At 67.1% G+C, this 25530-nt stretch carries 22 protein-coding genes; 10 read left to right on the top strand and 12 right to left on the bottom strand.

Annotated features, from left to right (window positions below; translation table 11 throughout):
• The first annotated feature begins 122 nt into the window (after window positions 1–122).
• The 8 genes from C7I55_RS01385 (at window position 123) to C7I55_RS01350 (ending at window position 10285) form a co-directional block, all read left to right on the top strand.
• The gene (locus C7I55_RS01385; protein WP_158266232.1) at window positions 123–461 is read left to right on the top strand and encodes a hypothetical protein; all 339 of its coding nucleotides are present in this window, start codon (window positions 123–125) and stop codon (window positions 459–461) included.
• 31 nt (window positions 462–492) lie between these two features.
• The gene (locus C7I55_RS27650; RefSeq protein WP_109043763.1) at window positions 493–2850 is read left to right on the top strand and encodes a M10 family metallopeptidase; all 2358 of its coding nucleotides are present in this window, start codon (window positions 493–495) and stop codon (window positions 2848–2850) included.
• A 120-nt stretch (window positions 2851–2970) separates the two neighbouring features.
• Window positions 2971–5262 (top strand): bifunctional salicylyl-CoA 5-hydroxylase/oxidoreductase, encoded by a 2292-nt coding sequence (locus C7I55_RS01375; RefSeq protein ID WP_106511093.1) that lies wholly within the window; start codon window positions 2971–2973, stop codon window positions 5260–5262.
• Window positions 5263–5410: 148 nt separating this feature from the next.
• Complete coding sequence (locus C7I55_RS01370) at window positions 5411–6184, top strand: SDR family NAD(P)-dependent oxidoreductase (RefSeq protein ID WP_106511092.1); 774 nt, start codon at window positions 5411–5413, stop codon at window positions 6182–6184.
• Window positions 6181–6996: an enoyl-CoA hydratase family protein gene (locus tag C7I55_RS01365; RefSeq protein ID WP_106511091.1), complete on the top strand. Its 816-nt coding sequence runs from the start codon at window positions 6181–6183 to the stop codon at window positions 6994–6996. Before C7I55_RS01370 ends, C7I55_RS01365 begins: the two co-directional genes overlap by 4 nt.
• A gap of 114 nt (window positions 6997–7110) precedes the next feature.
• Window positions 7111–8280: an acyl-CoA dehydrogenase family protein gene (locus C7I55_RS01360; protein WP_106511090.1), complete on the top strand. Its 1170-nt coding sequence runs from the start codon at window positions 7111–7113 to the stop codon at window positions 8278–8280.
• Window positions 8277–8669 carry a RidA family protein gene (locus C7I55_RS01355; protein ID WP_106511089.1) on the top strand — a complete coding sequence of 131 codons (393 nt, stop codon included), beginning with the start codon at window positions 8277–8279 and terminating at the stop codon, window positions 8667–8669. Before C7I55_RS01360 ends, C7I55_RS01355 begins: the two co-directional genes overlap by 4 nt.
• Window positions 8669–10285, top strand: coding sequence for an AMP-binding protein (locus tag C7I55_RS01350; RefSeq protein WP_106511088.1), 1617 nt, complete (start codon window positions 8669–8671; stop codon window positions 10283–10285). The genes C7I55_RS01355 and C7I55_RS01350 overlap by 1 nt, the downstream gene beginning before the upstream one ends.
• Here the strand turns inward: C7I55_RS01350 and C7I55_RS01345 are convergent, their stop codons facing one another.
• From C7I55_RS01345 to C7I55_RS01290, 12 genes are all read right to left on the bottom strand, one after another.
• On the bottom strand, window positions 10286–11515 hold the full coding sequence (locus C7I55_RS01345; protein ID WP_233221983.1) for a cell wall hydrolase: 1230 nt from the start codon (window positions 11513–11515) through the stop codon (window positions 10286–10288). It abuts the gene before it with no gap.
• Window positions 11516–11698: 183 nt separating this feature from the next.
• On the bottom strand, window positions 11699–12829 hold the full coding sequence (gene tgt, locus C7I55_RS01340) for a tRNA guanosine(34) transglycosylase Tgt (RefSeq protein WP_106511087.1): 1131 nt from the start codon (window positions 12827–12829) through the stop codon (window positions 11699–11701).
• Between the two features lie 83 nt (window positions 12830–12912).
• Entirely contained in the window at window positions 12913–14940 is a 2028-nt protein-coding gene (locus C7I55_RS01335; protein WP_233221982.1) for a hybrid sensor histidine kinase/response regulator, read from the bottom strand.
• Between the two features lie 15 nt (window positions 14941–14955).
• Complete coding sequence (locus tag C7I55_RS01330; protein WP_332888396.1) at window positions 14956–15591, bottom strand: chemotaxis protein CheX; 636 nt, start codon at window positions 15589–15591, stop codon at window positions 14956–14958.
• Between the two features lie 2 nt (window positions 15592–15593).
• A complete protein-coding gene (locus C7I55_RS01325; protein ID WP_106511622.1) occupies window positions 15594–15977 on the bottom strand; it encodes a response regulator transcription factor in 384 nt (127 codons plus the stop codon).
• A 103-nt stretch (window positions 15978–16080) separates the two neighbouring features.
• Window positions 16081–16338, bottom strand: a complete 258-nt coding sequence (locus tag C7I55_RS01320; protein WP_106511085.1) for a hypothetical protein — start codon at window positions 16336–16338, stop codon at window positions 16081–16083.
• The gene (locus C7I55_RS01315) at window positions 16335–18293 is read right to left on the bottom strand and encodes a chemotaxis protein CheA (protein WP_106511084.1); all 1959 of its coding nucleotides are present in this window, start codon (window positions 18291–18293) and stop codon (window positions 16335–16337) included. The genes C7I55_RS01320 and C7I55_RS01315 overlap by 4 nt, the downstream gene beginning before the upstream one ends.
• Window positions 18293–19108 (bottom strand): CheR family methyltransferase, encoded by an 816-nt coding sequence (locus tag C7I55_RS01310; protein WP_233221981.1) that lies wholly within the window; start codon window positions 19106–19108, stop codon window positions 18293–18295. The genes C7I55_RS01315 and C7I55_RS01310 overlap by 1 nt, the downstream gene beginning before the upstream one ends.
• Before the next feature lie 20 nt (window positions 19109–19128).
• Complete coding sequence (cheB, locus tag C7I55_RS01305) at window positions 19129–20229, bottom strand: chemotaxis-specific protein-glutamate methyltransferase CheB (protein ID WP_106511083.1); 1101 nt, start codon at window positions 20227–20229, stop codon at window positions 19129–19131.
• Window positions 20226–21635 carry a chemotaxis protein CheW gene (locus C7I55_RS01300; protein WP_158266230.1) on the bottom strand — a complete coding sequence of 470 codons (1410 nt, stop codon included), beginning with the start codon at window positions 21633–21635 and terminating at the stop codon, window positions 20226–20228. Before C7I55_RS01300 ends, cheB begins: the two co-directional genes overlap by 4 nt.
• 1 nt (window position 21636) lies before the next feature.
• A complete protein-coding gene (locus C7I55_RS01295) occupies window positions 21637–23601 on the bottom strand; it encodes a methyl-accepting chemotaxis protein (protein ID WP_106511081.1) in 1965 nt (654 codons plus the stop codon).
• Window positions 23602–23744: 143 nt separating this feature from the next.
• Window positions 23745–24080 (bottom strand): metalloregulator ArsR/SmtB family transcription factor, encoded by a 336-nt coding sequence (locus tag C7I55_RS01290; protein WP_106511080.1) that lies wholly within the window; start codon window positions 24078–24080, stop codon window positions 23745–23747.
• An 86-nt stretch (window positions 24081–24166) separates the two neighbouring features.
• Here C7I55_RS01290 and C7I55_RS01285 point away from each other — a divergent pair, with 86 nt between their 5' ends.
• The gene (locus C7I55_RS01285) at window positions 24167–25114 is read left to right on the top strand and encodes an acyl-CoA desaturase (RefSeq protein ID WP_106511079.1); all 948 of its coding nucleotides are present in this window, start codon (window positions 24167–24169) and stop codon (window positions 25112–25114) included.
• A 77-nt stretch (window positions 25115–25191) separates the two neighbouring features.
• Complete coding sequence (locus C7I55_RS01280; RefSeq protein ID WP_158266229.1) at window positions 25192–25530, top strand: hypothetical protein; 339 nt, start codon at window positions 25192–25194, stop codon at window positions 25528–25530.

The following is a 25530-nucleotide window of genomic DNA, read 5'->3' as shown; positions in this document are numbered from 1 at the left end:
GCGGCCTTCTGGGTTGCGCTCCCACGAGCGCTCGAAGCGCGACGCCGCCGCTCGTCTGGCAGGAGGCCGCGCGTCTGCAGATCCTTTGCATTGTGGCGAGCGACTCCCGCGATCGAATGCGCGTGCAGGCCGACCTTTGCGAACGCGTCCGCAAGATCGCTTCGCAGGGCGCGACCATGCCGGTCGCGACCCTCCCGATCGGCGATCCCGCAATCCTGGCGTCCGAAGCGGTGACCCTTCTCGTCCATGCCTCGGTCCGGCCGGTCACCGGCGATCGCCTGCTTGCCTTCACCGTTCGACCCTACCGTGTCTCCGCGGACCAGAGCGGGCCGTTCTTCGGCTCCGCGCCGCGCGCAGTTGCCATGACCGACCCCGCCGCACTCGACGAAGCGCTCACGGAAGCGCTGTCGGAGACGCTGCCGTGGCGCCCGAAATTGGACGGCCCGCGGCCGCTCCAGTGACCAGACCGATAACCAAGAAAGAGGATTTCGAATGAGCGAGACCATCGTTGCGTCGACACATAGCGAACTGGCCGGCTGCAGCTGTGCTGTCTGCACCGGAGTGACCGATCCTTCGGGCGCATCACTCGATCCGCAGGCGGGCGGCACCGCCAACAACAAGCCGATCTGGACGCCCGAGCAGATCGCCGCCTATCTCAACCGCACCGGCGGTCAGTGGGGCGACGGCGCCAACGACCTGATGACCCGGAGCGGCGACAAGAGCGTCATCACCTTCGGCTTCCACGAGGACCAGCAGAGCCTCGAAGACAATGGCTACGTCTACGAGAGCGGCGGTACCACTTACGGCCTTGCCGAATATTTCCAGTTCGCGGCGTTCAACACCGCCCAGCGCGATGCCACCCGCGAAGCGATCGGCTATTGGGACGACATCATCGCGGTCTCGTTCGCCGAGACCAGCGCCTATGCGGGCGACATCAATTTCGGCAACCTCACCAACTCGCCGAATACCCAGGCCTATTCGCGCATTCCGACCGCGGCCCTCGGCACCACATTGGGCGGACAGGTCGCGGGCATTGCCGGCGATATCTGGGTCTCGGTCAGCCAGGCGAGCAACTTCCAGTTCGACGAAGGTCTCTACGGGCTCAACACGCTGGTTCACGAATTCGGCCACAGTCTCGGCCTCTCGCACCCAGGTGCCTATAATTTCGGTCCCGGCTTTTCCGTGACCTACGCGAACGGCGCCGAATATGCGCAGGACGCCCGCAATTATTCGATCATGTCCTACTGGAACCCGCGCGATCTCGGCTCCACGGCCAGCGGCGTGCCCACCCGCGATTTCGACTGGAGCCTGATGGCGATCGCCTATGGCGCAACCCCGATGGTCCACGACATCCTCGCCGCGCAGATCATGTACGGCGCCGACATGACCACCCGCACCGGTGACACGGTCTACGGCTTCAACTCCAATGCCGGCCGCGATGCCTTCGATTTCGCCAAGACGCCGTGGCCGACGATGGCGATCTGGGATGCCGGCGGCAACGACACGCTGGACGCGTCCGGCTTCAAGGTGGAGCAGGTGATCGATCTCACGCCGGGATCGCTGAGCAGCATCGGCGGCATCACCTATGAAGACGCCCAGACCCAGCTTACCTTCGCGCAGGTCAATGCCAACCGCGCGGCGGCTGGCTATGCTCCGGTCACCCAGGCGACCTATGACGCCAACATGGCGGCGTTCGCAGCCGATCCGAGCTGGCGCGGCCGCCTCACCGACAATGTCGGCATCGCCTACGGCGCGGTCATCGAGAATGCCGAGGGCGGATCCGGCAAGGACACCATTACCGGCAACGTCGCGGACAATCGCCTCAACGGCAATGCGGGCAACGACATCATCGAAAGCCGCGGCGGCAACGATGTCCTGAACGGCGGCGTCGGCGAAGATCTGATGAAGGGCGGTACCGGCAACGATCTCTACTTCGTCGACACCGCGGCGGACACGGTCGTCGAGCTTGCCGGCGAAGGCACGGACACCGTGTCCTCGTCGATCAGCTACACGCTCGGCGACAATTTCGAGAACCTGATCCTCACCGGCGGAGCGACCGACGGCACCGGCAACAGTCTCGACAATGTCATCACCGCCAACGCCCTCGCCAACCGGATCGACGGTGGCGTCGGCGCCGACACGGCCAGCTATGCCGGCGCAAGCGCGGGCGTAATCGCATCCCTGCTCCTCGGCTTCGGGCTGACCGGCGATGCCAAGGGCGATCGCTACGTCGCCATCGAGGGTCTCGAAGGCTCGAACTCCGGCGATGCGCTCACCGGCGGGTTCGGCGCTGACAGGCTCTCCGGCCTTGCCGGCGACGACATTCTCGTCGGCCTCTCGGGCAACGATACGATCCTCGGCGGCGCAGGTGGGGACGGGCTCAGCGGCAATGCCGGCGCCGATTCCCTCGACGGCGGCGACGGCGACGATCTGGTGTTCGGCAACGAGGGCAACGATCTCGTCCTCGGCGGTGCCGGCAACGATCTGGTCAGCGGCGACGACGGCGACGACCGAATCGACGGCGGCGCCGGCAACGATTTCGTCTCCGGCGGCCAGGGCAAGGACGTGTTTGCCTTTGCCGACCTCGGCGGCCGCGACGAAATCGGCGACTTCCGCAAGAACCAGGACAAGATCGATCTCAGCGGCCTGGATGCGGACAGCGCGACGGCCGCCGGTGATGCGTTCCACTGGATCGGCAAGAATGCATTCAGCGGCGAAGCCGGCGAACTCAGGAGCTATCGCGAAGGGCGCGACTATTTCGTCGCCGGCGACGTGAATGGCGACGGAGTCGCCGATTTCGTGATCCAGACCAACATCCAGATCGTGCAGACCGACATCCTCTTCGCCTGAACGAACGCGCCCGGGCCTCCAGGAAAGCGTCCCGGCTCCGGCCGGGGCGCTTTTCTTTTGCCGCCTGTGCCTTGCCACCTCGCTGCCGCCCCTTTACCCCTTCGCAAAAAGGAGCGTTGGATGCGGATCGCGTGCCTCGGCGGAGGACCTGCCGGGCTCTATTTCGCGATATCGATGAAGCTGCGCGATCCCGCGCATGAAATCGATTTGTTCGAGCGCAACCGCGCCGACGACACGTTCGGCTGGGGGGTCGTCTTCTCCGATCAGACCGTCAAAAACCTGATGGCCAACGATTCCGCCTCGGGTGCCGTCATCCGCCGCGAATTCGCCCATTGGGACGATATCGACGTGCATGTGCACGGCGAGACGATCCGCTCCTCCGGCCACGGCTTCATCGGTATCGGCCGCAAGCGATTGCTCAGGATCCTGCAGGACCGTGCCTGCGACCTCGGCGTCGTGCTCCACTTCGAGCATGAGGCGGAGCCTGCACTGGAAGCGTGGCGCGGTTACGATCTCGTCATAGCCGCCGATGGCGCAAACAGCCGCGTGCGCAGCCGTTACGCCGAGCATTTCGGGGTTGATGTCGATGTCCGCCGCAACAAATTCTTCTGGTTCGGCACGTCCAAAGTGTTCGACGCCTTCACCTTCGCCTTCGAACAGACCGAGGCGGGGTGGGTCTGGGCGCACGCCTACCGCTTCGGCGAGGGCCAATCGACCTTCATCGTCGAAATGGCGCCGGAGACCTGGGCCGGGCTCGGCCTCGATGCGATGGACCAGGAGCAGGCGATCGCGCTCTGCGAGACGATCTTCGCCCGCTATCTCGATGGTCATGCGCTTCTCTCGAACGCGCGGCACTTGCCGGGTCCCGAAGCTTGGCTCAACTTCCGCCGGATCGTCTGCGACCGATGGTCGCACGGCAATCTGATCCTACTCGGCGATGCGGCGCACACCGCCCATTTCTCGATCGGATCCGGAACCAAGCTTGCCCTCGAGGATGCGATCAAGCTTGCCGAAGTGCTCAACCGCCCCGGCCTGTCGCGAGAGGCGGCGCTTGCCGAATACCAGGCCGAGCGCAGCGTCGAGGTGCTCAAGCTCCAGAACAGCGCCCGCAATTCCACCGAATGGTTCGAGACGATTGACCGGTACCTCCCGTTCGAGCCGATCCAGTTCGCTTATTCGCTGCTCACCCGATCGCAGCGGGTCAGCCACGAGAATCTGAGGCTGCGGGATCGGCAGTGGCTCGAAGGCGTCGAGCGCTGGTTCCAGGCGCGGGCGCTGGGCGTGCCGGTCAACGATCCCGCGCCGCCGATGTTCGCGCCCTATCGGCTGCGCGAGATGGGGCTGGAAAACCGGATCGTCGTCTCCCCGATGGCGACCTATTCGGCCACCGACGGAACACCGAACGACTTCCACCTCGTCCACTACGGCGCCCGGGCGCAGGGCGGCGCCGGGCTCGTCTACACCGAGATGACCTGCGTCTCGGCCGAAGCTCGGATCAGCCCCGGTTGCGCCGGCCTCTACGCGCCGGAGCATGTCGCTGCATGGCGGCGCATCGCCGACTTCATTCACGCGAACAGCCGTGCCAAATTCTGCCTGCAGCTGGGCCATTCCGGCCCGAAAGGCTCCACCCGCGTCGGCTGGGAAGGCTATGACGTGCCGCTGGACGGCGGCAACTGGCCGGTCATGGCCGCATCCGACGTGCCATGGAGCGCCGCCAACCCGGTGCCGCAGCCGATGACGCGAAGCGACATGGATCGAGTCCGCGATCAGTTCGTCACGGCCACGCTGCGCGGGCACGAGGCCGGCTTCGACATGGTCGAACTCCACTGTGCCCACGGCTATCTGCTGTCGAGCTTCATCACCCCGCTCACCAACCGTCGCACCGACGACTATGGCGGCAGCCTCGCCAACCGGCTGCGCTTCCCGCTGGAGGTGTTCGCCGCGATGCGGGCGGCGTGGCCGGCGGAGAAGCCGATGTCGGTCCGCATCTCCGCCAACGACTGGATGGGGGAGGACGGCGTCACCCCGGCCGAGGCCGTCGAGATCGGCCGCGCCTTCGCCGAAGCGGGCGCCGATCTGATCGACGTCTCCGCAGGCCAGACCTGGGCCGAATGCCAGCCCGTCTACGGACGCATGTTCCAGACCCCGTTCGCCGATCGTATCCGCAACGAAGGCCATGTCGCGACGATGGCGGTGGGCAACATCTACGAACCGGATCACGCCAACTCGATCCTCGCCGCCGGCCGCGCCGACCTGGTCGCGCTCGCCCGGCCGCATCTTGTCGATCCGATGTGGACCCTGCGTGCCGCCGCCGGCCACGGCTATCGCGGCGTAGCGGTGCCGCCCCCTTATCTGCCGGGGATGGCGCAGCTGGCGCGGAATCTTGCCAGGGACGCGGAGGTGCGCGGGTGACGAACATCCCTCACCCTCGCGCCGCTTCGCGGCAGGCCCCTCCCTCTCCCCACGTGGGAGAGGGACTTTTTGACCGCTGCCTTCCACTCTCCCATCTGGGGAGAGGGGAAGGCCCAAGCCGCAAGGCTCGGGAGGGTGAGGGGTCGCAATGAAGCTCGCCAATCACCACGCGCTCATCACAGGCGGAGGTACCGGCATTGGCGCGGCCATCGCCCACGCGCTTGCCTCCGAAGGCGCCAAGCTTACCCTGCTCGGCCGCCGCCAAGATGTTCTCGAACGGACGGCCGACGCACTCCGCGCCGGCGGGACCAAGGTCGCAACCGCAACCGCCGATGTCACCGTCCATTCCGATGTCGAAGTCGCGTTCGCCGCCGCGCGCGCCGCCCACGGCCCGATCACCATCCTCGTCAACAATGCGGGTGCGGCGCAGGCCGCGCCCTTCGGGAAGGTCAGCGCCCAAATCTGGCGCGGAATCATGGCGGTCAATCTCGACGCCGTGATGCTGTGCTGCCAGGCGGCCCTCGCCGATGTGACCGCGGCGGAGAATGGCCGCATCGTCACCATCGCCTCGACCGCCGGGCTCAAGGGCTATGCCTATGCTGCGCCGTATGTCGCCGCCAAGCACGGCGCGATCGGCCTGATGCGCGCGCTGGCGATCGAGCTCGCGCGCACCGGAACCACCGCCAACGCCGTCTGCCCCGGCTTCACCGCGACCGACATCGTCGAGGAAGCGGTGGCGAACATTGCGGCCAAGACCGGCCGCAGCGAGGCCGATGCGCGTGCCGAGCTCACCAAATTCAATCCGCAGGGACGGCTTGTCACTCCCGACGAGGTTGCCGCCACCGTGCTCTGGCTGTGCCTGCCGGAGAGCGGCGCGGTCAACGGCCAGGCGATCGCGGTTGCCGGCGGAGAGGTGATGTGAGGTTCGATCCGGAAGACTTCGTGCCCGCGCACTTCCTGTGGACGTTCGACGGCGGCGTCGCGACGATCACACTGAACCGGCCCAAGCGCAAGAACCCGCTCACCTTCGAAAGCTATGCCGAGCTGCGCGACACCTTCCGGGCCCTCGTCGGTGCCCGCACCGTCAAGGCGGTGGTGATCGCCGGAGCCGGCGGAAATTTCAGCTCCGGCGGCGACGTGCACGAGATCATCGGGCCGCTCACCGAGCGGGCGATGCCCGGCCTGCTCGATTTCACCCGGATGACCGGCGACCTCGTCAAGGCGATGCGCGCCTGCCCGCAGCCGATCGTCACCGCCATCGACGGCATCTGCGTCGGCGCGGGCGCGATCGTCGCAATGGCCTCCGACATCCGCCTCGCCACCCCCGAGGCGAAGACCGCCTTCCTGTTCACCCGCGTCGGCCTCGCCGGCTGCGACATGGGTGCCTGCGCGATCCTGCCGCGCATCATCGGCCAGGGCCGCGCCAGCGAATTGCTGTTCACCGGCCGGGTGATGACCGCCGAGGAAGGCGAACGCTGGGGCTTCCACAACCGGCTCGTTCCCCGCGAGGCGCTGCTCGCCGAAGCTCAGGCACTCGCCCACGGCCTCGCCGACGGGCCGACCTTCGCCCACGGCATCACCAAAACCCAGCTCGCCATGGAATGGAACGTCAGCCTGGAGACTGCGATCGAGATGGAAGCCCAGGCCCAGGCGATCTGCATGGCGACCAACGACTTCCGCCGCGCCTTCGAAGCCTTCGCGGCAAAGCGCACGCCGGAGTTCGAGGGTGATTAGACTGCCCTCACCGTCCCACCCGGCTGGCGCCGGGCGGGCCCCTCCCACTCCCCAAGTGGGAGAGGGGCAATCGGAGACCAGTACCCCCTTCGGTGGCAGGCAGGCGAGTCAGACGTGAAAGCCAATCTCTCCTTTCTCGATTGGCCGTTCTTCGACGACAGCCATCGCGTGCTCGCCGAAAAGCTCGAAGCCTGGTGCGTCGCCGCGCTCGACGATGACGAGCCCGCGGACGTCGACGCCGCCTGCCGCGATCTCGTTGCAAGGCTCGGGGCGGCGGGTTGGCTTCGTTATTGCGTGCCCGCCGCTTATGGCGGCATGCACGAGACGCTCGACGTTCGATCGCTGGCGCTGATCCGCGAAACGCTCGCCCGCCACTCCGGGCTCGCCGATTTCGCCTTCGCCATGCAGGGGCTCGGATCGGGCACGATCAGCCTGTTCGGCAGCGACGCGCAGAAACAGACCTATCTTCCCGCCGTCGGCCGCGGCGAGAAGATCGCCGCGTTCGCGCTGACCGAACCCGAGTCGGGATCGGACGTCGCCGCGATCGAGACGGCTGCCGTCGCAACCGACGGCGGTTGGATCGTCGACGGGGTCAAGACCTATATCTCGAACGGCGGCATCGCCGATTACTACATTCTGTTCGCGCGCACCGGCGAAGCGTCTGGTGCCAAGGGTCTTTCGGCCTTTCTCGTCGATCGCGGGACTCCGGGGCTCGACGACGGCGAACGGATCGAGGTGATCGCCCCCCACCCGCTCGCCACTCTGCGGTTCTCGGCGATGCGGCTCCCGGGCAATGCCATTCTCGGCGAAGCGGGCCGCGGCTTCGCTCAGGCGATGGCAACGCTCGATATCTTCCGTACCACCGTCGGCGCCGCTGCCCTCGGCTTTGCCCGCCGCGCGCTCGCCGAGGCGACCGGGCGCGCGCTGACGCGGCGGCTCGGCGGCGGAATGCTCGCCGACAATCCGATCACCCAGTCGAAGCTCGCCGAGATGGTGCTCGACGTCGAAACGTCCGCGCTGCTGATCTACCGCGCGGCCTGGCTCCGCGACGTCAAGCGTCAGCGCAACAGCCGCGAGGCGGCGCTCGCCAAACTCCACGCCACAGACAGCGCGCAAGACGTGATCGACAAGGCGGTGCAGATCTTCGGAGGCCTCGGCGTCACCCGCGGCGCCGCGGTCGAACGTCTCTATCGGGAGATCAGGGCCTTGCGCATCTACGAGGGAGCCTCCGAAGTGCAGAAGATCGTGATCGCCCGCGCCCATCTGGCGGAGCACCGGAGATGAGGACCTTGCTCCCGCCGGGCTGGCCGCGGCCCAAGGGCTATTCGAACGGGATCAGTGCCAAGGGCCGCATGATCTTCACCGCGGGTGTAGTCGGCTGGGACGAGACCGAGCGCTTCGTCGCGCACGATCTCGCCGGTCAGTTCGCCCAGGTGCTGCGCAACACGCTGGCGATCCTGGCCGAGGATGGCGCCGGCGCGGAGCATATCGTGCGGATGACCTGCTACGTCACCAGCTGCGAGGATTACCGGCAGAGCCTGACCTCGATCGGCGCGGCCTGGCGCGAGATCATGGGCCACAATTATCCGGCGATGGCGGTGGTCCAGGTGTCGCGCCTGGTCGAGGATTATGCCCGCGTCGAGATCGAAACCACGGCGGTGGTACCGGATTGATGCCGCGCACGGCGCATCTCGACACGTTCGTGCGGGATCGCCTGCCGCCACCGGAGCAGCAGCCGGAATTTCTCTTCGATCTGCCCGAGCTCCGCTACCCCGAGCGCTTCAATGCTGCCGCCGAGTTGATCGGCACCGGCGCCGACGAGGCATTGGCCGTTCTGAACGACGCGGGCACCTGGACCTACGGCGAGATACGGGCGCTCTCGAACCGCATCGCGCGCCTGCTGACCGAGGAGGAAGGCCTGGTGCCCGGCAATCGGGTGCTGCTGCGCGGTCTCAATGGGGCGATGCTGTTCGCGGCATGGCTCGGCGTGCTCAAGGCCGGCGGCATCGTCGTCGCGACCATGCCGATCCTGCGCCCGCTCGAACTCGGCACGATCATCGGCCGCGCCCGGATCAGCCACGCCATCGTCGATCGCCGCTGCCTCGAGGATTTCGCAGTCGCCGCGGCGGCAGGCGGGCTGATCCGCTCGACCCTGGTCTATGACGGCGACAGCGGCAACGGCGCGCTCGAGGAGAGACTGCGCAGCGTCACGGCCGACTTCCAGCCGGTCGACACCGCCGGCGACGACGTCGCCCTCATCGCCTTTACCTCGGGCACCACCGGCAATCCCAAGGGCTGCGTCCACTATCATCGCGACATCCTCGCCTGCGCCGACAGCTTCGCGCGCCACATCCTGCGGCCCCGCGCCGGCGATCGCTGGACCTGCTCGGCTCCGATCGCCTTCACCTTCGGGCTCGGCATGCTGCTCATCTTCCCGTGGCGCTTCGCCGGCACCGCAGTGACGATCGAGCAGCCCGGACCGGCACCGTTGCTGGACGCGATCGCACGGCATGCGGTCACCACCCTCGGCACCGCGCCCACGGCCTATAAGGCGATGCTCGGCACGCTCGGTGGCAGCCGGTTGCCGGGCCTTCGGACCTGCGTCTCGGCCGGCGAGCATCTCCCCGCCGCCACCTGGCACGCCTGGCATGACGCCACCGGCATCGAAATCGTCGACGGGATCGGCGCGACCGAAATGATGCACGTCTTCATCTCCGCGGGCGGCAGCGACATCCGGCCCGGCGCGACCGGCAAGGCGGTGCCCGGCTACCGCGCCTGCATCCTCGATCCGGAGGGAAGACCGCTCGTTGCTGGCACCGGCCGCCTGGCCGTAAAGGGTCCGACAGGCTGCCGCTATTTCGACGATCCGCGCCAGCGTCTCTATGTCCAGGAGGGCTGGAACGTCACCGGCGACACCTACCGTGCCGACGAGGACGGCTATTTCTGGTATGTCGCCCGCTCCGACGACATGATCATCTCGTCCGGGTACAACATCGCCGCGCCCGAGGTGGAGAATGCCCTCTATGCGCACCCCGCGGTGGAGGAATGCGCGGTGATCGGCGTGGCCTGCGAGGAACGCGGCCAGAAGGTGAAAGCGTTCATCGTCGCGGCCTCGGGCCACGATGCGGGAGCGGAGCTCGCCGCGATCCTGCAGGCGCATGTGAAGGCGACGATCGCACCCTACAAATATCCGCGCGAGATCGAGTTCGTCAGCGCCCTGCCGAAGACGGCGACCGGCAAGCTCCAGCGTTATCAGCTTCGCCGCGCATCCCGGAACGGCGCGGGCTGATCAGCAGGCCTGAGGCTGCGCAGTTCCTTGCGTCGCGCTTGGCAGCTTGCGCACGCCCTCGAGACATTTCGAAGCCGCCGGTGCAGCCTCGGTCTTGGACGCGGCACCCGGGGCCGCAGGCTTGGCGGCCGGGGCCGAGCCGGCAGGCGCCGGCAGGCCGGAGAGCGCCCAATGGAGGCTCTTGCTGGCTGGATCGCCGCCCCGCGCCAGGGCCGCTTCGGTCGCCGCCTCGCGGGTCATCGGCTCGTAGCGGCGGATCACCGGCCGCTTGCTGATGTCGGAGGTGAGCGCGCCGGCGGCCGACGTGGCGGGAACCACGCCCGGCGGCAATTCGCCCTTGGCCGCAGCCTCGGCTGCAGCCAGCGCGGCGGCTTCGTCGGTGGTCGTCTCGACGGCGCCGGCCAGGCTCGACGGATCCGACGTCAGCGAACGCATCAGCGCGATCTGCGGCTCGAGCCCGGCAGGACGGAAGCGGAACGCCGGCGGACGGCCCCAGCCGCCTTCCCAGCGATAGAAAATGTGGGTTCCGACATTGGCGAGCTTGGTCAGGCTCGAGCTCCAATAGGGCACGACCCAATTGGTGTGGTAATGGGTCGCCCAGCCGACCGGCGCGTAGACCTTGCCCGCAAGCGCTTCCTCGGCGATCGCGCGCGCCCGCGCCCACAAGGCGGCCATCGGCGTGCGGCGAATGGCGCCGTCGCAGGTGAAGGTGAACTGGCAGCCGGTCGCCCGCTCCGAGCCCTGGAAGACGACGCCGCAGACGCTGCGTGGGTAAGCCGGATGGCGGGCGCGATTGAGCACCACCTGGGCAACGGCACGCTGGCCATCGACCGGTTCGGTCGCCGCCTCGTAATAGACGGCCGCGGTCAGACATTCGAGCGCACGCAGCCGATCGACCGGCGTCGCAAAGCTGACGCCGAACGGCCGCGCGGCGGGATTGGGAAGGTCGGAGATCGGAACCGCGGCATTGATCGTCAGCGCGTCAGAGGGAGCGACGTCGCGGAAGCGCATCGGCTCGGGCTCCGGCGGTATGCCGAGGCCGGGTATGTGCGGCTTGGCACCGGGAGTGGCGGCATGGGGAAGTGCGCGCTGCGGTTGCAGACCTGTCAGGCTAAAGCCCGCGATCAGCCAAAGAAGAGCCGCCAGCCCGAGCAGAATCGCCGCCGGCCATTGACGCTTTGGAGACGCGTCTGCCTCCAGGGCGGGCAATGCGGCAGTCGACGACAGCATCCACTACTCCAGAAAGGTCGGGCCCTTTAGTCCCCGTAGCCGTGCGTGGCAAGCAAAGCAGGGTGCAACAGCTTCGCGCAACGAGAGAGGGGCTCGCCAACAGCCGCACCCGCTAAGCCCACGAAATGGGCGGAGAACCCGATTTTTGCAACCGCATCGGGACAAACCGACGCGAGGCTTCGATCAGCGGCCGAGATAGCGCGCGCGGAAATCGTCGGCGAACGGGGTGAGCCGGCCGCCTGCGATGGCCGCGCGGAGGTCCGCCATCAGTGCCTGATAGAACTGGATATTGTGCTCGGTCATCAGCATCGCGCCCAATATCTCTCCGGCGCGAACGAGGTGGTGGATATAGGCGCGCGACCAGATGGCGCAGACCGGACAGGCGCAATCCGGATCGAGCGGGCGCTCGTCCTCGCCGAACTTCGCATTCTTGATGTTGATCGGGCCGCTGCGGGTGAAGGCCTGTCCGGTGCGCCCGGATCGGGTCGGCAGCACGCAATCGAACATGTCGATGCCACGCTCGACCGCGCCGACGATGTCGTCGGGCTTGCCGACGCCCATCAGATAACGCGGCCGATCCGCCGGAAGCATCGGCGCTGCGAAGTCGAGGGTGCGGAACATGATCTCCTGCCCCTCGCCGACCGCCAGGCCGCCGACGGCATAGCCGTCGAAGCCGATCTCGATCAGCTTCTCGGCAGAAATCTTGCGAAGATCCTCTTCCATCGCGCCCTGCTGGATGCCGAACAGAGCGGACCGGGCGGCATGCTCCCCGCCCGAATCGAAGCCGTCGCGCGAGCGTCTGGCCCACCGCATCGATCGCTCCATCGAGGCCGCAGCCGAGTCGCGGGTCGAGGGATAGGAGGTGCATTCGTCGAACGCCATGACGATGTCGCTGCCGAGCAGGCGCTGGATCTCCATCGAGCGTTCCGGCGTGATCATGTGCGCGGAGCCGTCGATATGGCTCTTGAAGCGAACCCCATCCTCGCTTTTCTTGGTGAGCTCGGACAGGCTCATCACCTGATAGCCGCCGCTGTCGGTAAGGATCGGGCGATCCCATTGCATGAATTTGTGCAGTCCGCCCAGGCGCGCCACGCGCTCGGCACCGGGGCGAAGCATGAGATGGTAGGTGTTGCCGAGGATGATGTCGGCGCCGGCCGCGCGGACGTCGGCGGGCTTCATCGCCTTCACCGTCGCGGCGGTGCCGACCGGCATGAAGGCAGGCGTGCGGATGTCGCCGCGCAGCATCGAGATCGTGCCGGTGCGGGCGGCGCCGTCGGTCGCGGCGATCGAGAAGGAAAAACGGGAGGAGGTCACGGGAGCTGGGCCTTAGGCCGCCCCGGCAGAGGGTTCAACCCGCCGCTGCCGCCGATGCGGCGTGCGCGCTTCAAGGGAGACGATCAATCGTCAAGCATTTCCCGCACCTTGGCGGCAAGCGCCTGATAGGTGAACGGCTTGGGGAGGAGGTCGACGCCGGGCTCGAGCCGCCCGTCGCGGACGATCACGTCGCGCGGATAGCCGGACATGTAGAGGATGCGCAGGCCGGGCGAGAAGACCCGTGCGGTTTCCGCAAGCTCGCGACCAGTCATGCCGGGCATGATCACGTCGGTGAGAACCAAAGCGATCGCCTTGCCGCTGTGGCGCAGGACGTCCATCGCATGCGCGGGATCGCGCGCCTCCAGCACCGCGTAGCCGAGCTCGCGAAGCCCCTCGACCGCATAATTGCGGACATCCTCGTCATCCTCGACGACCAGGATCGTCTCGCTGAGCCGGCCCTGCTTCGCCTCCTGCGCCACCTGATCCTCACCCTCGACATGAGAACCGTGGAGGCGCGGAAGCAGAATCCTGATCGTCGTGCCTTCCCCGACGGTGGATCGGATCTCCACTTCGCCGCCCGATTGGTGAACGAAGCCGTAGACCATCGACAAGCCGAGGCCGGTCCCCTTGCCGACTTCCTTTGTGGTGAAGAACGGATCGAAGGCGCGCGCGATCGTCGCCTCGTCCATGCCGCCGCCGGTGTCCGAGATCGAGATTGCGACATAATCCCCGATTTGCATCGAGGAGTGGGCGGAAGGCGCGGTCACCCGCTCGTTGGTCGCGGCGACGGTGAGGCTCCCGGTACCGTCCATGGCATCCCGGGCGTTGACGACCAGGTTGAGGATCGCATTCTCGAGCTGGTTGGCATCGACCTCGACGCGCCACAGATCCGGCGCGATCCGCGTCCTCAACGAAATCCGCTCGCCGAGGGTGCGGGTCAGCAGATCGTTCATCCCGTCGACCAGACGCCCAAGATTGACCTTCTTGGGATCGAGCGGCTGGCGGCGCGAGAAAGCGAGCAGGCGCTGGGTCAGCGATGCAGCACGCTCCGAGCTCTTGAGGGCGTTGCCGAGCGCGCGACCGACGCGCGCGTCGGCGTCCTCGGCCAGGCGCCGCGTCGCCATGTCGATATTGCCGATGATCACGGTCAGCAGATTGTTGAAATCATGGGCGATGCCACCGGTCAGCTGGCCGACCGCTTCCATCTTCTGTGCCTGGCGGAGTGCGTCCTCGGCCTCCTTGCGGCTCGCAATCTCTTCCTCGACCCGCGCCTCGAGCGTCTCGTTCAGCTCGCGGAGCTGCTCCTGAGTGTGACGGGATTCGGTGATATCGTAGATCACGCCGACATGGCGAACGCCGCCGCCCTCGATGTCGCGAACCGCTTCACCCCGGAGGGCGATCCAGCGCTGCACGCCGTCATCGGCGCGGCGGATGCAGATTTCGGCGTAATCGACTCCGTGCTCCGGATTGGTCACCCCGTCGAAGAGCGGCGGCTGGCCTTCGTTGACGGTGCGGTTGACCGTGGCCACCGGCAGGACCCCAGCGGGGTGGAGGCCGAGCAGACGGCAGAATTGCTCGGAGACGGCGACCGTCCCGAAGCCCGGCACATGCTCGAAGGTACCAACACCGCCTGCGCTCTGGGCGATGCGAAGACGCTCCTCGATCCGCTGGCGCGCCGTGACGTCGATCAGAATCCCGGAAAAGCGAACCGGCCGCTCGTTCAGATCATAATGACAACGGCCGTGTGCCTCGACCCAGCGTACCGATCGGTCTGCGGCACGCAGGCGGTAGCTCTTCAGGAAAACCTCGGCGCCATGGAGCATGCCGGCGACGGCGATGCGAATGCGCGGCGCATCGGAGGGATCGATCGCGGCGAAGAACGTATCCGTCGGCAGCCCCTGAGCCGCCTTTTCCGCGTCAATGCCATAGAGCGCCGCCAGACGGGGATCGAAGTAAAGGCGGGCGGCCTCGATGTCCCAGTCCCAGGCGCCGGCGGCACCCGCCGCGGCCAGCGAAACGTTGAGCCGTTCGCCGAGATCGGCGAGCGTTCCCGGCTCGCGCAGGGCCGTCGTGCCGAACAGGCCGGTGAGATCCGGGGGAGTCTCAGTCAAGGCAAGGACATCCGGTCATTGCGGCGCCTCGCCCACAACCTCCGCGATGAACTGACCCAACAGATCCTTGAGGGTCGCCAGCGACGGCATGTCCATCATCATGGCGATGTAGCCGCGCAGATTGCGCTCGAGCACCGTGAAATTGATGTACAGGAACAGCACCAGGCCATCCTCCCCCGCCTCCGGGTCGGGATTGAACAGATCGGATCCGCCCCCGCGAAAGACGACCGGAATGGACATGGTCAGCGGCCGCTTCAGCATGTTCGCCATGGTGGCGAGGCAGCCGTTCAGGATGACGTTGCCGGTCTCGGAAAGTGCTTCCTCCTCCATTTCGACGACTTCCTCGGGCGACAGCTCGTCTCCGGTGACGGCGCGCACCAGGTCCAGGCTGTTGTCCTCGGGGAAGATCAGCATCGCCCGCCCCGAAAAGGCGCCGGCAAAGCTCTGACGGACGGCGACCAGTTCATCGCTTTCGCGCTCGCCGAGCAGGGTCGCGGCGCGCTCGCGGGTGACGATCTCGACCGCTGGGACCGACAGCAAGACCTGCTTGCCGACCATCTTGCGAAGTGCTGCGGCGGCGCGGCTGACGCCGATATTCACGACTTCGGTGAGCGCATCCTGCTCGAGCTCGGTAAGCTCGATGCCGCCCACGATCACTTTCCGACCGATTTGAGACGAAGAGAGGCTCCGGAAATGAAGCCCTGCAGCCCTTCGGCAGTAAGCGGCTTGGCGACGAACGAGGCATTGAGCGCGCGCGCCCGGGCGATGATCTCGTCCTGGATATTGGCGGTGATGATCGCGATCGGCATCGTCGGGTGCATGTCGCGCAACTCCCCGGCGAGAGTCAGCCCGTCTTTCTCTTCCATGTTGAAGTCGATAAGCGCGATGTCGATCGGCTCGGCGGCAACGATATCGAGGGCCTGGGCAGCGCTTGCCGCCTCCACCCGGCGCCAATCCGGCTGGAGCTGGGTCAGCGCCTTGCCTGCGTTGATCCGCGCGAGCTTGCTGTCATCGACGACGAGGACGTTTACCGGCATGAAGACTTTCTGCACCTGAATAACGAAAACTCGATCAGGCAGACGCCCGACCAATCCGCTTCCTAAAGCAGATAACTCGGGCAATGCGATGGAAAAATGGACTTTATCCCGTATTCCCATCCGGATTGGGCTGCGCCGACAGGAACGGCAGCAACCAGGTGCCCAGGAATCCACCTGGTTCACCCGTGATCGGCACCGGTGCGGCCATCAACAGCTGTGCCAAAGCGGCATGGAGATGCTCGCAGCCGCCAAGATCGACTCGCACGTCCGCCGTCGACAAGTGGCCGAGCAGAATCTCGGCCTCCTCGACGCCGCACCGCCCCTCGAGGTGGATGGTTTTGTCACGCAACGTGATGCTCATCCGATCACCTCACCCAAATCGAGAACCAGCAGCACGCTGCCGTCGCCCAGCAATGTGGTTCCGGACACGCCGGGCATGTTCGCGAGCAGGCCGGTCATCGGCCGCAGCATGACATCGATGCGCTCGCCGAATTCCTCCACGGCGATTCCGATCGGGCCATTGCCGGTGTCGACGACGAGGATCTTGAGATCGACCGCCTGATCTTCTGCCGGAAGTCCCAACAGGTCGGCGAGCGAAAGCAAAGGGATGGTGCGGTGCCGCAGCACGAATGCGTGCGCGACGCCGACCGGCTTCACCTGCTCTCGGCGGATGCGAATGGTCTCGGCGACCACGTCGAAGGGGATTGCGAACCGATCTCCGCCGCAGCCGACGATCAGGATCGTGGTCAGTGCGGCCGTCGCCGGAAGGCGCAAGGTGACCGCGGTGCCCTCGCCGCGCCTGCTCGCAACCGACACACGCCCGCCGAACCGCTCGGCCGCGGCCTTGACCGCATCCATGCCGACGCCGCGCCCGGAGATTTCGGTGACTTCCGCCGCGGTCGAAAAGCCGGGCGCGAAGATCAGCTGAATGGCGGCAGCCGCGTCGAGCGCGTCTGCCGCGGCGAGGTCCACGATGCCGCGTTCGACCGCGACCCGCCGTACCCGATCGGCATCGATGCCCGCCCCGTCGTCGGCAATTTCGATCATGATCTGGTCGGCTGTGTTGCGCGCGGCGATCGTCAGCCTTGCCCGCTCCGGCTTGCCCGCGGCACGGCGCGCGTCCGCGGACTCCGCGCCATGATCGATTGCGTTGCGGACGACGTGGAGGAGCGGCTCGAACAGCGAGTCGGCGAGGGCCTTGTCGATCCTCGTCTCCTCGCCGGTGACGACGAGATCGAGATCCCGGCCGAGCCGCGCGGAGATATCGCGGACCATTCGGGACAGCCGCCGGAACACGCGGGTGAGCGGCACCAGCCGCACCTCCATGACGGCATCGTGCATGCCGGCGACCAGCCGGTCGGTCGTCGCCCCGGCGGCGCGGATCGCTCCGGCCAGCACCGCGGGCTCGGCGCCGCGCTCCGCTTCGGCGGCGAGATGGGCGAACTTGTTCTTGGCCACGACCAGCTCGCCGATCAGATCGAGCAAACGATCGATCTGCGCGGCGTCGACCCGGATCGTGCGCGACCCGGCGTCCACCGAGTCGCCCGTCGCGGGGGCGGCCACTGCTTCGCCTACACGTCGGGCGACGTCGACGATCTCCACCTGATCCGGAAGAAAGCGGAACAGCTGCCGGAGCTCGGTCGCAGGCGCGCTGCTGATCGCCTCTATCTCGAGGTTGCAGCGGTAGGGATCGAAGTCCGCAAGCGTCGGCCAAGGCTCGCGCGGCCCCACCGCCAAGGCCACGAGCCCGGGAATGGCCGCGGCGAGCGCCAGCGGATCATCGCCGCTGAAGAAGCAGTCCTCACGTGGCGTGTAGCGCAGCACGACGAGCTCGGAGGGAGCAGCGGAAACCGCGTCGGCATGGCGGGCGAGAAGCGCGTCGACCCAGGCCGGCCTATCGCCCCTCTCCCCCGCCATCGACGCACCGGCGTCGGCGCCATCGCAGGCGGCCAGCTGGTTAGCGATCCGGACCGCCTCCCTGGGTGCGTCCGGCGGCAGCACACCGGAGCCTTCGAGCGCATCCACCCACTGATCGCAGCGATCGAGACAGGCGAGCAGCGCCCGTATTGCTTCGGAACCGAGCGCTCCGCCTCGCCCGCGGGCCGCGCCGAGCAGATCCTCGGCTGCGTGAAGCATCGCCGCCATCGGCGCGAGATCGAAGATCGCAACCGAGCCCTTCAACGTATGGACGGCGCGAAAGGCGCTGTCGATGCGGGCGGCAGCATCCGCCCCGGCTTCGAGGGCAAGCAGATCCTCGGTCCCGCGCGCGATCAGCTCGCGCCCTTCGATCAGGAATTGCTCGAACAATTCGTCCATCAGTTCCGCCTGTAGACGATCGCATCGTCGAAGCGCCGGAGTTCGAAGGCATTGGAGATGCGGCTCATCGACTCGGTATGGCCGAGGCACAGATAGCCACCCGGGTTCAGCGCCTCATGGAGGTGCGCGGCCGCAAGCTTGCGGCTTTCCTCATCGAAATAGATGAGCAGGTTACGGCAGAAGATAACGTCGAACCGGCCTTGCGCGACGACCGAGGGGCGGTCGACGAGGTTGGTTGCGGTGAAGGTCACCGATTCCTTGAGGTCCTGGATGATCTCCCGCTTGCCCTTCTTCTCGGGCTCGAAATAGGTTTCGAGCACATCCGGCGGTAGCTTCGAAAGCGCGCGCGCGCCGTAGCGGCCGCGGAGCGCCGCCTCGACCGCCTTGGTATCGATGTCAGAGCCGACGATCTCGATATTGTAAACGTCGACCATCGCCCAATTCTCGAGCAGCCACAAAGCGATCGAATAAGGCTCCTCTCCGGTCGAGCAGGGAAGCGACCAGATCCGGATGCGATCGCCGGGGCGGTGATCCCTGACGACCTCCGGCAGGATCGACCGGCTGAGACAGCGCAATTGATGCTCTTCGCGATAGAAATAGGTCTCGTTGACGGTGAAGCTGTTGATCAGCGCTTGCGCCTCGTGCCGATCGCTCCGCAGCTTGGCGAAATAGTCGGTAAAATCGCGGCTATCGGTGGCGCCGATCCGCTCGGCCACCCGCCGGTCGATATAATAACGCTTCTTTTCTTCAAAGAGCATGCCGGTGCGCTGGTAGACGAAGTCGCTGAGCCTGGTGAGTTCCTCGGCGCTCAACACGGGTGCGCTATCGTCCGCGCTCACAAGGATGCGACCGTCTGAATCAGCTGTCGGCCGAGCTGCTCGAGGGGTGCGACGATGTCGGCGCCGCCGGCTTTGACCAGTTCGCCGGGCATGCCCCACACGATTGCGCTCTCCTCAGCCTCGGCGAGGGTGCGGCCGCCCCGCCGGCGAAGTTCGGTCATCGCCGCGGCACCGTCATTGCCCATCCCGGTCATCAGCACACCGACCAGCCGGTCGGCGGAAACGATGTCGAGCGCACTCCTCACCAGACGGTCAACGCTCGGATGCCATCGATAGCCGGCGTCGGCGGGCGCGGCCGCCGCGACCAGAATGCTGCCCTGCCGCCTCAGGATCATGTCGGCGTCGCCCCGGGCGATGTAGACGTTGCCGGCTTTCACCGGCGTCGGCGTGAACACCTCCGAGACCGCCAGCGCGCAGATCCCGCCCAACCGCCGCGCCAGCGCGCCGGTGAAGGAGGCGGGCATGTGCTGGGCAACGAGGATCGGCCAGGGGAAGTCGCCGGGGAGTCCGGTGAGCAGGGCATCCAGCGCCTGCGGACCGCCGGTCGACGTCCCCACCAGAACGATCCCGTCGGCCGTCGGCCCCTTGCGTTTCGCCGCGGCCGGAATTTTCGAGTCCGAGGGCGAAACGCGGCGGGGCAGCGGCCGGCGCGGCAGCCCAGCTTTGGCCCGGACCCGGTCGCGAAGCCGCAGGCTGGACTTCAGCCGAGCGCCAGCGGCGGCGCGAACCTTCTCGACCAGGCGCGGCGCAAGCGTTTCGATCTCGAGCGACACCGCGCCCTCGGGCTTGGGAATGAAATCGACGGCGCCGAGTTGCAGCGCTTCCATCGTCTCCGCGGCACCTTCTTCGGTGACCGCCGAGACCATCACCACCGGGCAAGGCCGCTCGACCATGATCCGATCGAGGCAGGTGATACCGTCCATCCGGGGCATGTTGATGTCGAGCGTCACGACGTCTGGCGCGAAGCTCTGCAGCCTGTCGAGCGCCTCCGCTCCGTCGCGCGCGAAGGCGACGGCGAAATCTCCTTCTGCCTCGAAGATGTCGCCAAGCAGGCGGCGCATCAGCGGCGAATCGTCGACGATCAGGAGCCGGATCATGACGGTGCCAAGTCGGCCTTTCGCATCTCGGCGAGCAGATCCCGTTCGGCCCTGTCGAGCAGCTCCTGCGGATCGACGAGCAGCACCATTCGGCCTTCCGCATCGAGATTGGCGATCCGGTCGATCACCCGGCCCTGCGCCGCGCCGATCTCCGGCGCCATGCGGAGCCGTTCGGCAGGCACGCGCAGGACCTCGGAAACGGCATCGACGATGAAGCCGGCTTCGGCCTCGCCGATGCGAACGATGACGATCCGCCCGCGAGAGGCCGCCGCGCGTGCCGTCTCGAACCGGCGGCGCTGGTCGATGATCGGGATCACCTTGCCGCGCAGGTTCATGATCCCTTCGACAAAGGCGGGTGCCTTGGGCAGTTTCGTCAGCCGTTCAGGCACGCGCACGACTTCGACGACGCTTTCGATCGGCAGCCCGTAGGCCTCGTCCGCCAGCGTGAAGACGACGAACTGTTCGATGCCGCCGCTCTCTTCCAAATCCACGCTTCGTTCCTCTTCGACCTCGGTCGCGTGCAGCTGTGCCGCCAGTCCCTCCTGCAGGAGGTGATCGGTGGACAGGATCGAGATCAGCCTCGCACCCTGGTCGAGCCGCCCGATCGCCTGCACCTGCGCTTCGTGCCGGCCGCGGGTCAGCACTGGGGGTACCGGATCGATATCCGCTTCGGGAAGCCGGGCGATCGCGCGCAGTCGGTCGACGATCAGGCCGGCGCGCGTTCCGCCGAGCCTCGTCACGACGATTCGCCGCTCGCGCGAAGCGCCTTCGCCGGCGAGCCCAAGCAGGACCGGCAAGGACAGCAAGGGCAGCAGGCGGTTTCGCAGCGGAATCACCCCGACCATCGCCGCGTCGGTACGCGGGATGGCGGCGATATCGTCCGGAAGACGCATCACCTCGTGGACGTCGTCGAGCGGCAGCGCGAATTCCTGGCCGGCGATCTCGAAGCTGGCATAGGCATGCTCCAGCGCCTGTTCGGTCGACTGCGAACGTGCAGGCGCGCCCGCACCGGCCGTTGCGGATCGGCTTTCACGCACGCCGCCGAAAATCGGATCGAGCAGCGGCTGGAGATCGAGCAGGCGCGCGCCCTCCTCGCCGGCCCGGATCCCGGCCAGCGGCACCAGCGCGGATACCTGGTCGACAAAGAGTCCGACCGGCGCCGAACCGCCGAGGATGATCACTTTCTCCCCCTCCGCCGCCGCGTCGCGTCCCAGCAGGACGGAAAGCGAGACGATCGGGATCACCGCGCCCCGCAGATTGGCGACGCCGGCGAGACTCTGCGGCGCCAGCGGTACCCGAGACACCGCCGGTGCGCGGATCACCTCGGCAATATCGGCGGCGGGAAGCGCCAGACGCTCGCCCGCCACGGTGAAGGTCAACGCCTGCGTTGCGGCGATATCCTCCACCTCAGCTTGCCGATCGATTGAGCTCGTCGGCGAGCGCGGCAATATCCTCGATCGCGGCCGCGAGATCCTCGGCGCCATGGGCCTGCTGCCGTGCCGCGGCCGACGCCTGCGCCGCCGCCGCGGATGATTGCTCGGCAACTGCTGCAATCTGCTGCGTGCCTTTGACGACCTCCTGCACCGCACCGAGGATCACTTCCGCCCGCCCGACGATGGCGGAATTGCGCGTCTGGAGGGTATCGACCCGCTCCGCCATCGCCGCGAACCGTTCCGAAATCTGCACGTTGCGCCCTGCTTCGTTCTCGGCGAGCATACCCGTCTGATCGAGATCGCGGCGGACGATTCCGATCTGATCGCGCATCGTCTCGACCATGTCGCGTGCGCGCGCGGCATTGGCCGCGGATTCGCGGGCAAGCGCGCGGATGTCGCCGGACACGATGGCGAAACCGGCTCCCGCCTCGCCGGCGCGCGCCGCTTCGACGGATCCACTCACGGCCAGCATGTTGGTCTGGAGCGCGATCAAGGTGACGTTCTCGATCATCTTCTCGACCCTGCGGCAGGCCTGATCGAGGTCCACCACCAAACCGCTCACGGCCTGGGTCTCGCGGAGACCGGCGGCGACGCCCGACATCAGGTCGCCGACCTTCTCGCGGCTGTCGGAAAGCAGAGAGCGCATTGCACTCGCGCGCGCCTGTGCGTCCTCGGCAAGCGCGCGGCTCGCTTCCGCGGAACGCTCGATCTCGCTCATCGCGCTGTTCGCCTCGAGGGTCGTCGACGCCTGGATCTCGGCGCCCCGGCTGATCTGCTCCACCGCAGCCATGATCTGGGTGGCGGCCCCGGAAAGCTCCTGCACCGTGGCGGACAATTCCTCCGCGGACGAAGCAATCTGCTCGGACTCGGCCCCGCTCCCCTGGCCCGCCTGAAGCACGGACGCCACGGCGGCAAGCGCGTGCGCCGCCGTCTGGCTCTGATCGAGCGACTGGGTCTGCTGGTCTATCGCACGCTGCGCCTCGGCGGCTGCGGCGGCCTGCTCCTCGGCGGCGCTCGCCACCTGTTCGGCGGCGCGCTGCGCTTCGCGTGCCGCCCCTTCCGCCTCGACTGCAGAGATCAGGATCGATTGCGCACCGGCGGCAAGCTCCGCCATGTCAGTGCGGATGATTGAGAGCGAGTCGGTCGCGGCGGCGCCCGCCCCGGCCTGAGCTTCGGCGGCGGCGGAGGCGGCCCGGATCCGCTCGGCGACAGCCCGGACGGAGCTTGCGATTTCCCCCGAGGCGTCGCGGATCTCGATTGCACTCTGCTCCGAGCTTTCGGCAAGCGCACGCACTTCGTCGGCAACCACGGCAAAGCCGCGTCCATCCTCGCCTGCCCGTGCCGCTTCGATCGCGGCATTGAGCGCGAGCAGGTTGGTCTGGTCGGCGACCTCGCTGACCGTTTCGGTGATCTCGCCGATCTCGCCGGCCTGACGCTCGAGCGCCTCCGCGAGCGTGACAGAGGCAAGCTGGCGCGCGGCATTGGCGCGGAGAACGGCCGTCGAATCGAGGATCGCCGCCGAGCTCTCGGCAACCGCGGTCTGCAGCGCCTCGGCATTCCTCTGCGCCTCTTCGGCGTCGCTGCGGGCGCCGGCGAATTCGGCGCTGAGCTGAGTCACCGCGGCAAGCGACTGGGCGGAGGCGCCGGCAGCCTCTTCGGCGCCGCTTGCGATCTGGGCCATGGCGCGCCGCAATTCCTCGGCAGCCGCCGTGGCCTCGGTGATTCCGCTCGCCAATTCCTCGCTCGCCGCACCGATGCGCTCGGCCGCGAGCCGGCGGCGGTCGCCCGGCCCGGCACTCGTCCCACGGTTGCGCGACTGCGGCTTCGTTGGGGCGGGAACCGGCGCTTGCTGCGCCGGGGACGGCGCGGTCTGCGCTTCCCCTGCGACCGGCTTGCGCCGCCCACGTCCGGCCACCGTTGAAGTCTTCACCAAGGCCACCGCGCTCTCCCTGAAGCCGCAGACGCGGCCCCGTACGAATTGTCCCGCTACGCGCGGGACGCTCCGTCTACGACGGATCGCCGGGGTTTAGCCACCCTGCTGAGCCATGCGAACAAGATCGCGACGGACGGGTACCTGGGGCGTCAGGGAGCCCCGCCGGGTTCCTGCGTGTCAGCGCGCGTCGCGGCGATCGCGGCACTTTCCTTCTTGAGCGGTCCCGACACCGGGCAAACCTGCTGCAGGTAGGAGTTGAGCGTGTTGGCGACGCTCTCCGGCACCAGTCGATAATGTACGAACTGACCCTTCTTCTCGCTGGTGACCAGGCCGGCATTCTCGAGAATGGAGAGGTGCTGCGACACCGCCGACTTGGAGATGTCGAACCGCGCCGCAATCTCCCCCGCGGTCAGATCGGCATGGGCGAGATAGGCGAGGATCTTTCGCCGGACGGTCGAGGAGAGAGCTTCGAATACGCGCTGCATAAGCCGCATTTAAGCATTGACTTAACCACTTGCAAGGCTGAGAAGGATAGGAGTTAAGTTATCACTTAATTCCTTAGGAGCTGTCGATGCACGATCATGCCGATCCACATGCCGTGAATTCGCTCGTCGCCGAGGATGCCGATGCATCGGCCGGGACGGTGCGCTGGGATCCGCTTCACTCGCTGTGGAACGGCACCATGTTGCTCGCGACCTTGGCGCTGGCGCTGCCGCTCCTCACCTGGGGCGCATTCCTGCTGTTCCTGCTGACCACAGGGGCCGGCCTGCTGCTCGGCCACTCCGTCGGCTTCCACCGGCGCCTGATCCACGGCAGCTTCGAATGCCCGCTCTGGCTCGAGCGGACATTGGTGTGGGTCGGGACCGTGGTTGGAATCAGCGGCCCCTTCTGGATGATCCGGACCCACGATCTGCGCGACTGGGCGCAGCGTCAGCCGCACTGCCATGATTATCTGGCCCACCGCCGGCCGATGCTGATCGACGCCTGGTGGCAGATGCACTGCCGGCTGGAGCTCGCGCAGCCGCCGCGTTTCGATCTCGGCCGGATCGGACGCGATCGATTCTACCGCTTCCTCGATCGCACCTGGATGTTGCAGCAACTGCCGATCGCCTGTCTCCTGTTCGCCGCAGGCGGCTGGAGCTGGGTCATTTGGGGCGTCTGCGCGCGGATCACCGCGTCGGTGACCGGCCACTGGTTCGTCGGACACCTCGCCCACCGCACCGGGCCACAAAGCTGGATCGTCGATGGCGCAGGAGTCCAGGCGCACGACGTTCCCTGGGCGGCGATCCCGACGATGGGTGAGGCATGGCACAACAATCATCACGCTTTCCCCGGCTCCGCCCGGATCGGCCTTTATCCGGGCCAGAGCGACTGGGGCTATGCGTTCATCCTGCTGCTCCAGCATCTGGGCCTCGCCTGGTCGATCCGCACGCCGGACACCCTCGCGGTGCGCAAGGCGCTCTCGCCCGCGCCGCAGTCGGCATCCACCGGCGCATGCCTGCCCGTCTCCGCATCATGAGCCTGCGTACGCTCGGCAGATTGCTGGGGGCATCCCTGCTGGCGGCGCCACTCGGAAGCCTCCTCGGGAGCATGGTCGTGTTTCCACTCTTTTCCGAGCCATGGGACATGGTGATCGCGATCCTCTGCGCACCGGTCGGGATGATCGTCGGGGCACCCTTCTGCCTTGCCGGGGCGATCGTGATCGGAATTCCTGCGACATGGCCGTTCCGGCGGATCATCTTCAGGCACCCGCGATCGAGCATCCTTGCGTACGGCGCGATCGGTGCCGTCATCGGAGCCGCACTTTGGGTATTCGGCGGCGCGGCGGAGCCGACCTTCCTCGCTGTCGGCGGGCTCTATGGCGCAGCCAGCGGCGGCGCTTGGATCTGGACACTTTCCTTCATGCGGGAGTGGCTTGATCCTGCGGGCACTTGA

This window comes from Allosphingosinicella deserti (assembly GCF_003012735.1).
Lineage (GTDB): Bacteria > Pseudomonadota > Alphaproteobacteria > Sphingomonadales > Sphingomonadaceae > Allosphingosinicella > Allosphingosinicella deserti.
The sequence above is the reverse complement of the archived record's forward strand: the minus strand, read 5'-3'. Positions and strand labels throughout refer to the sequence as shown.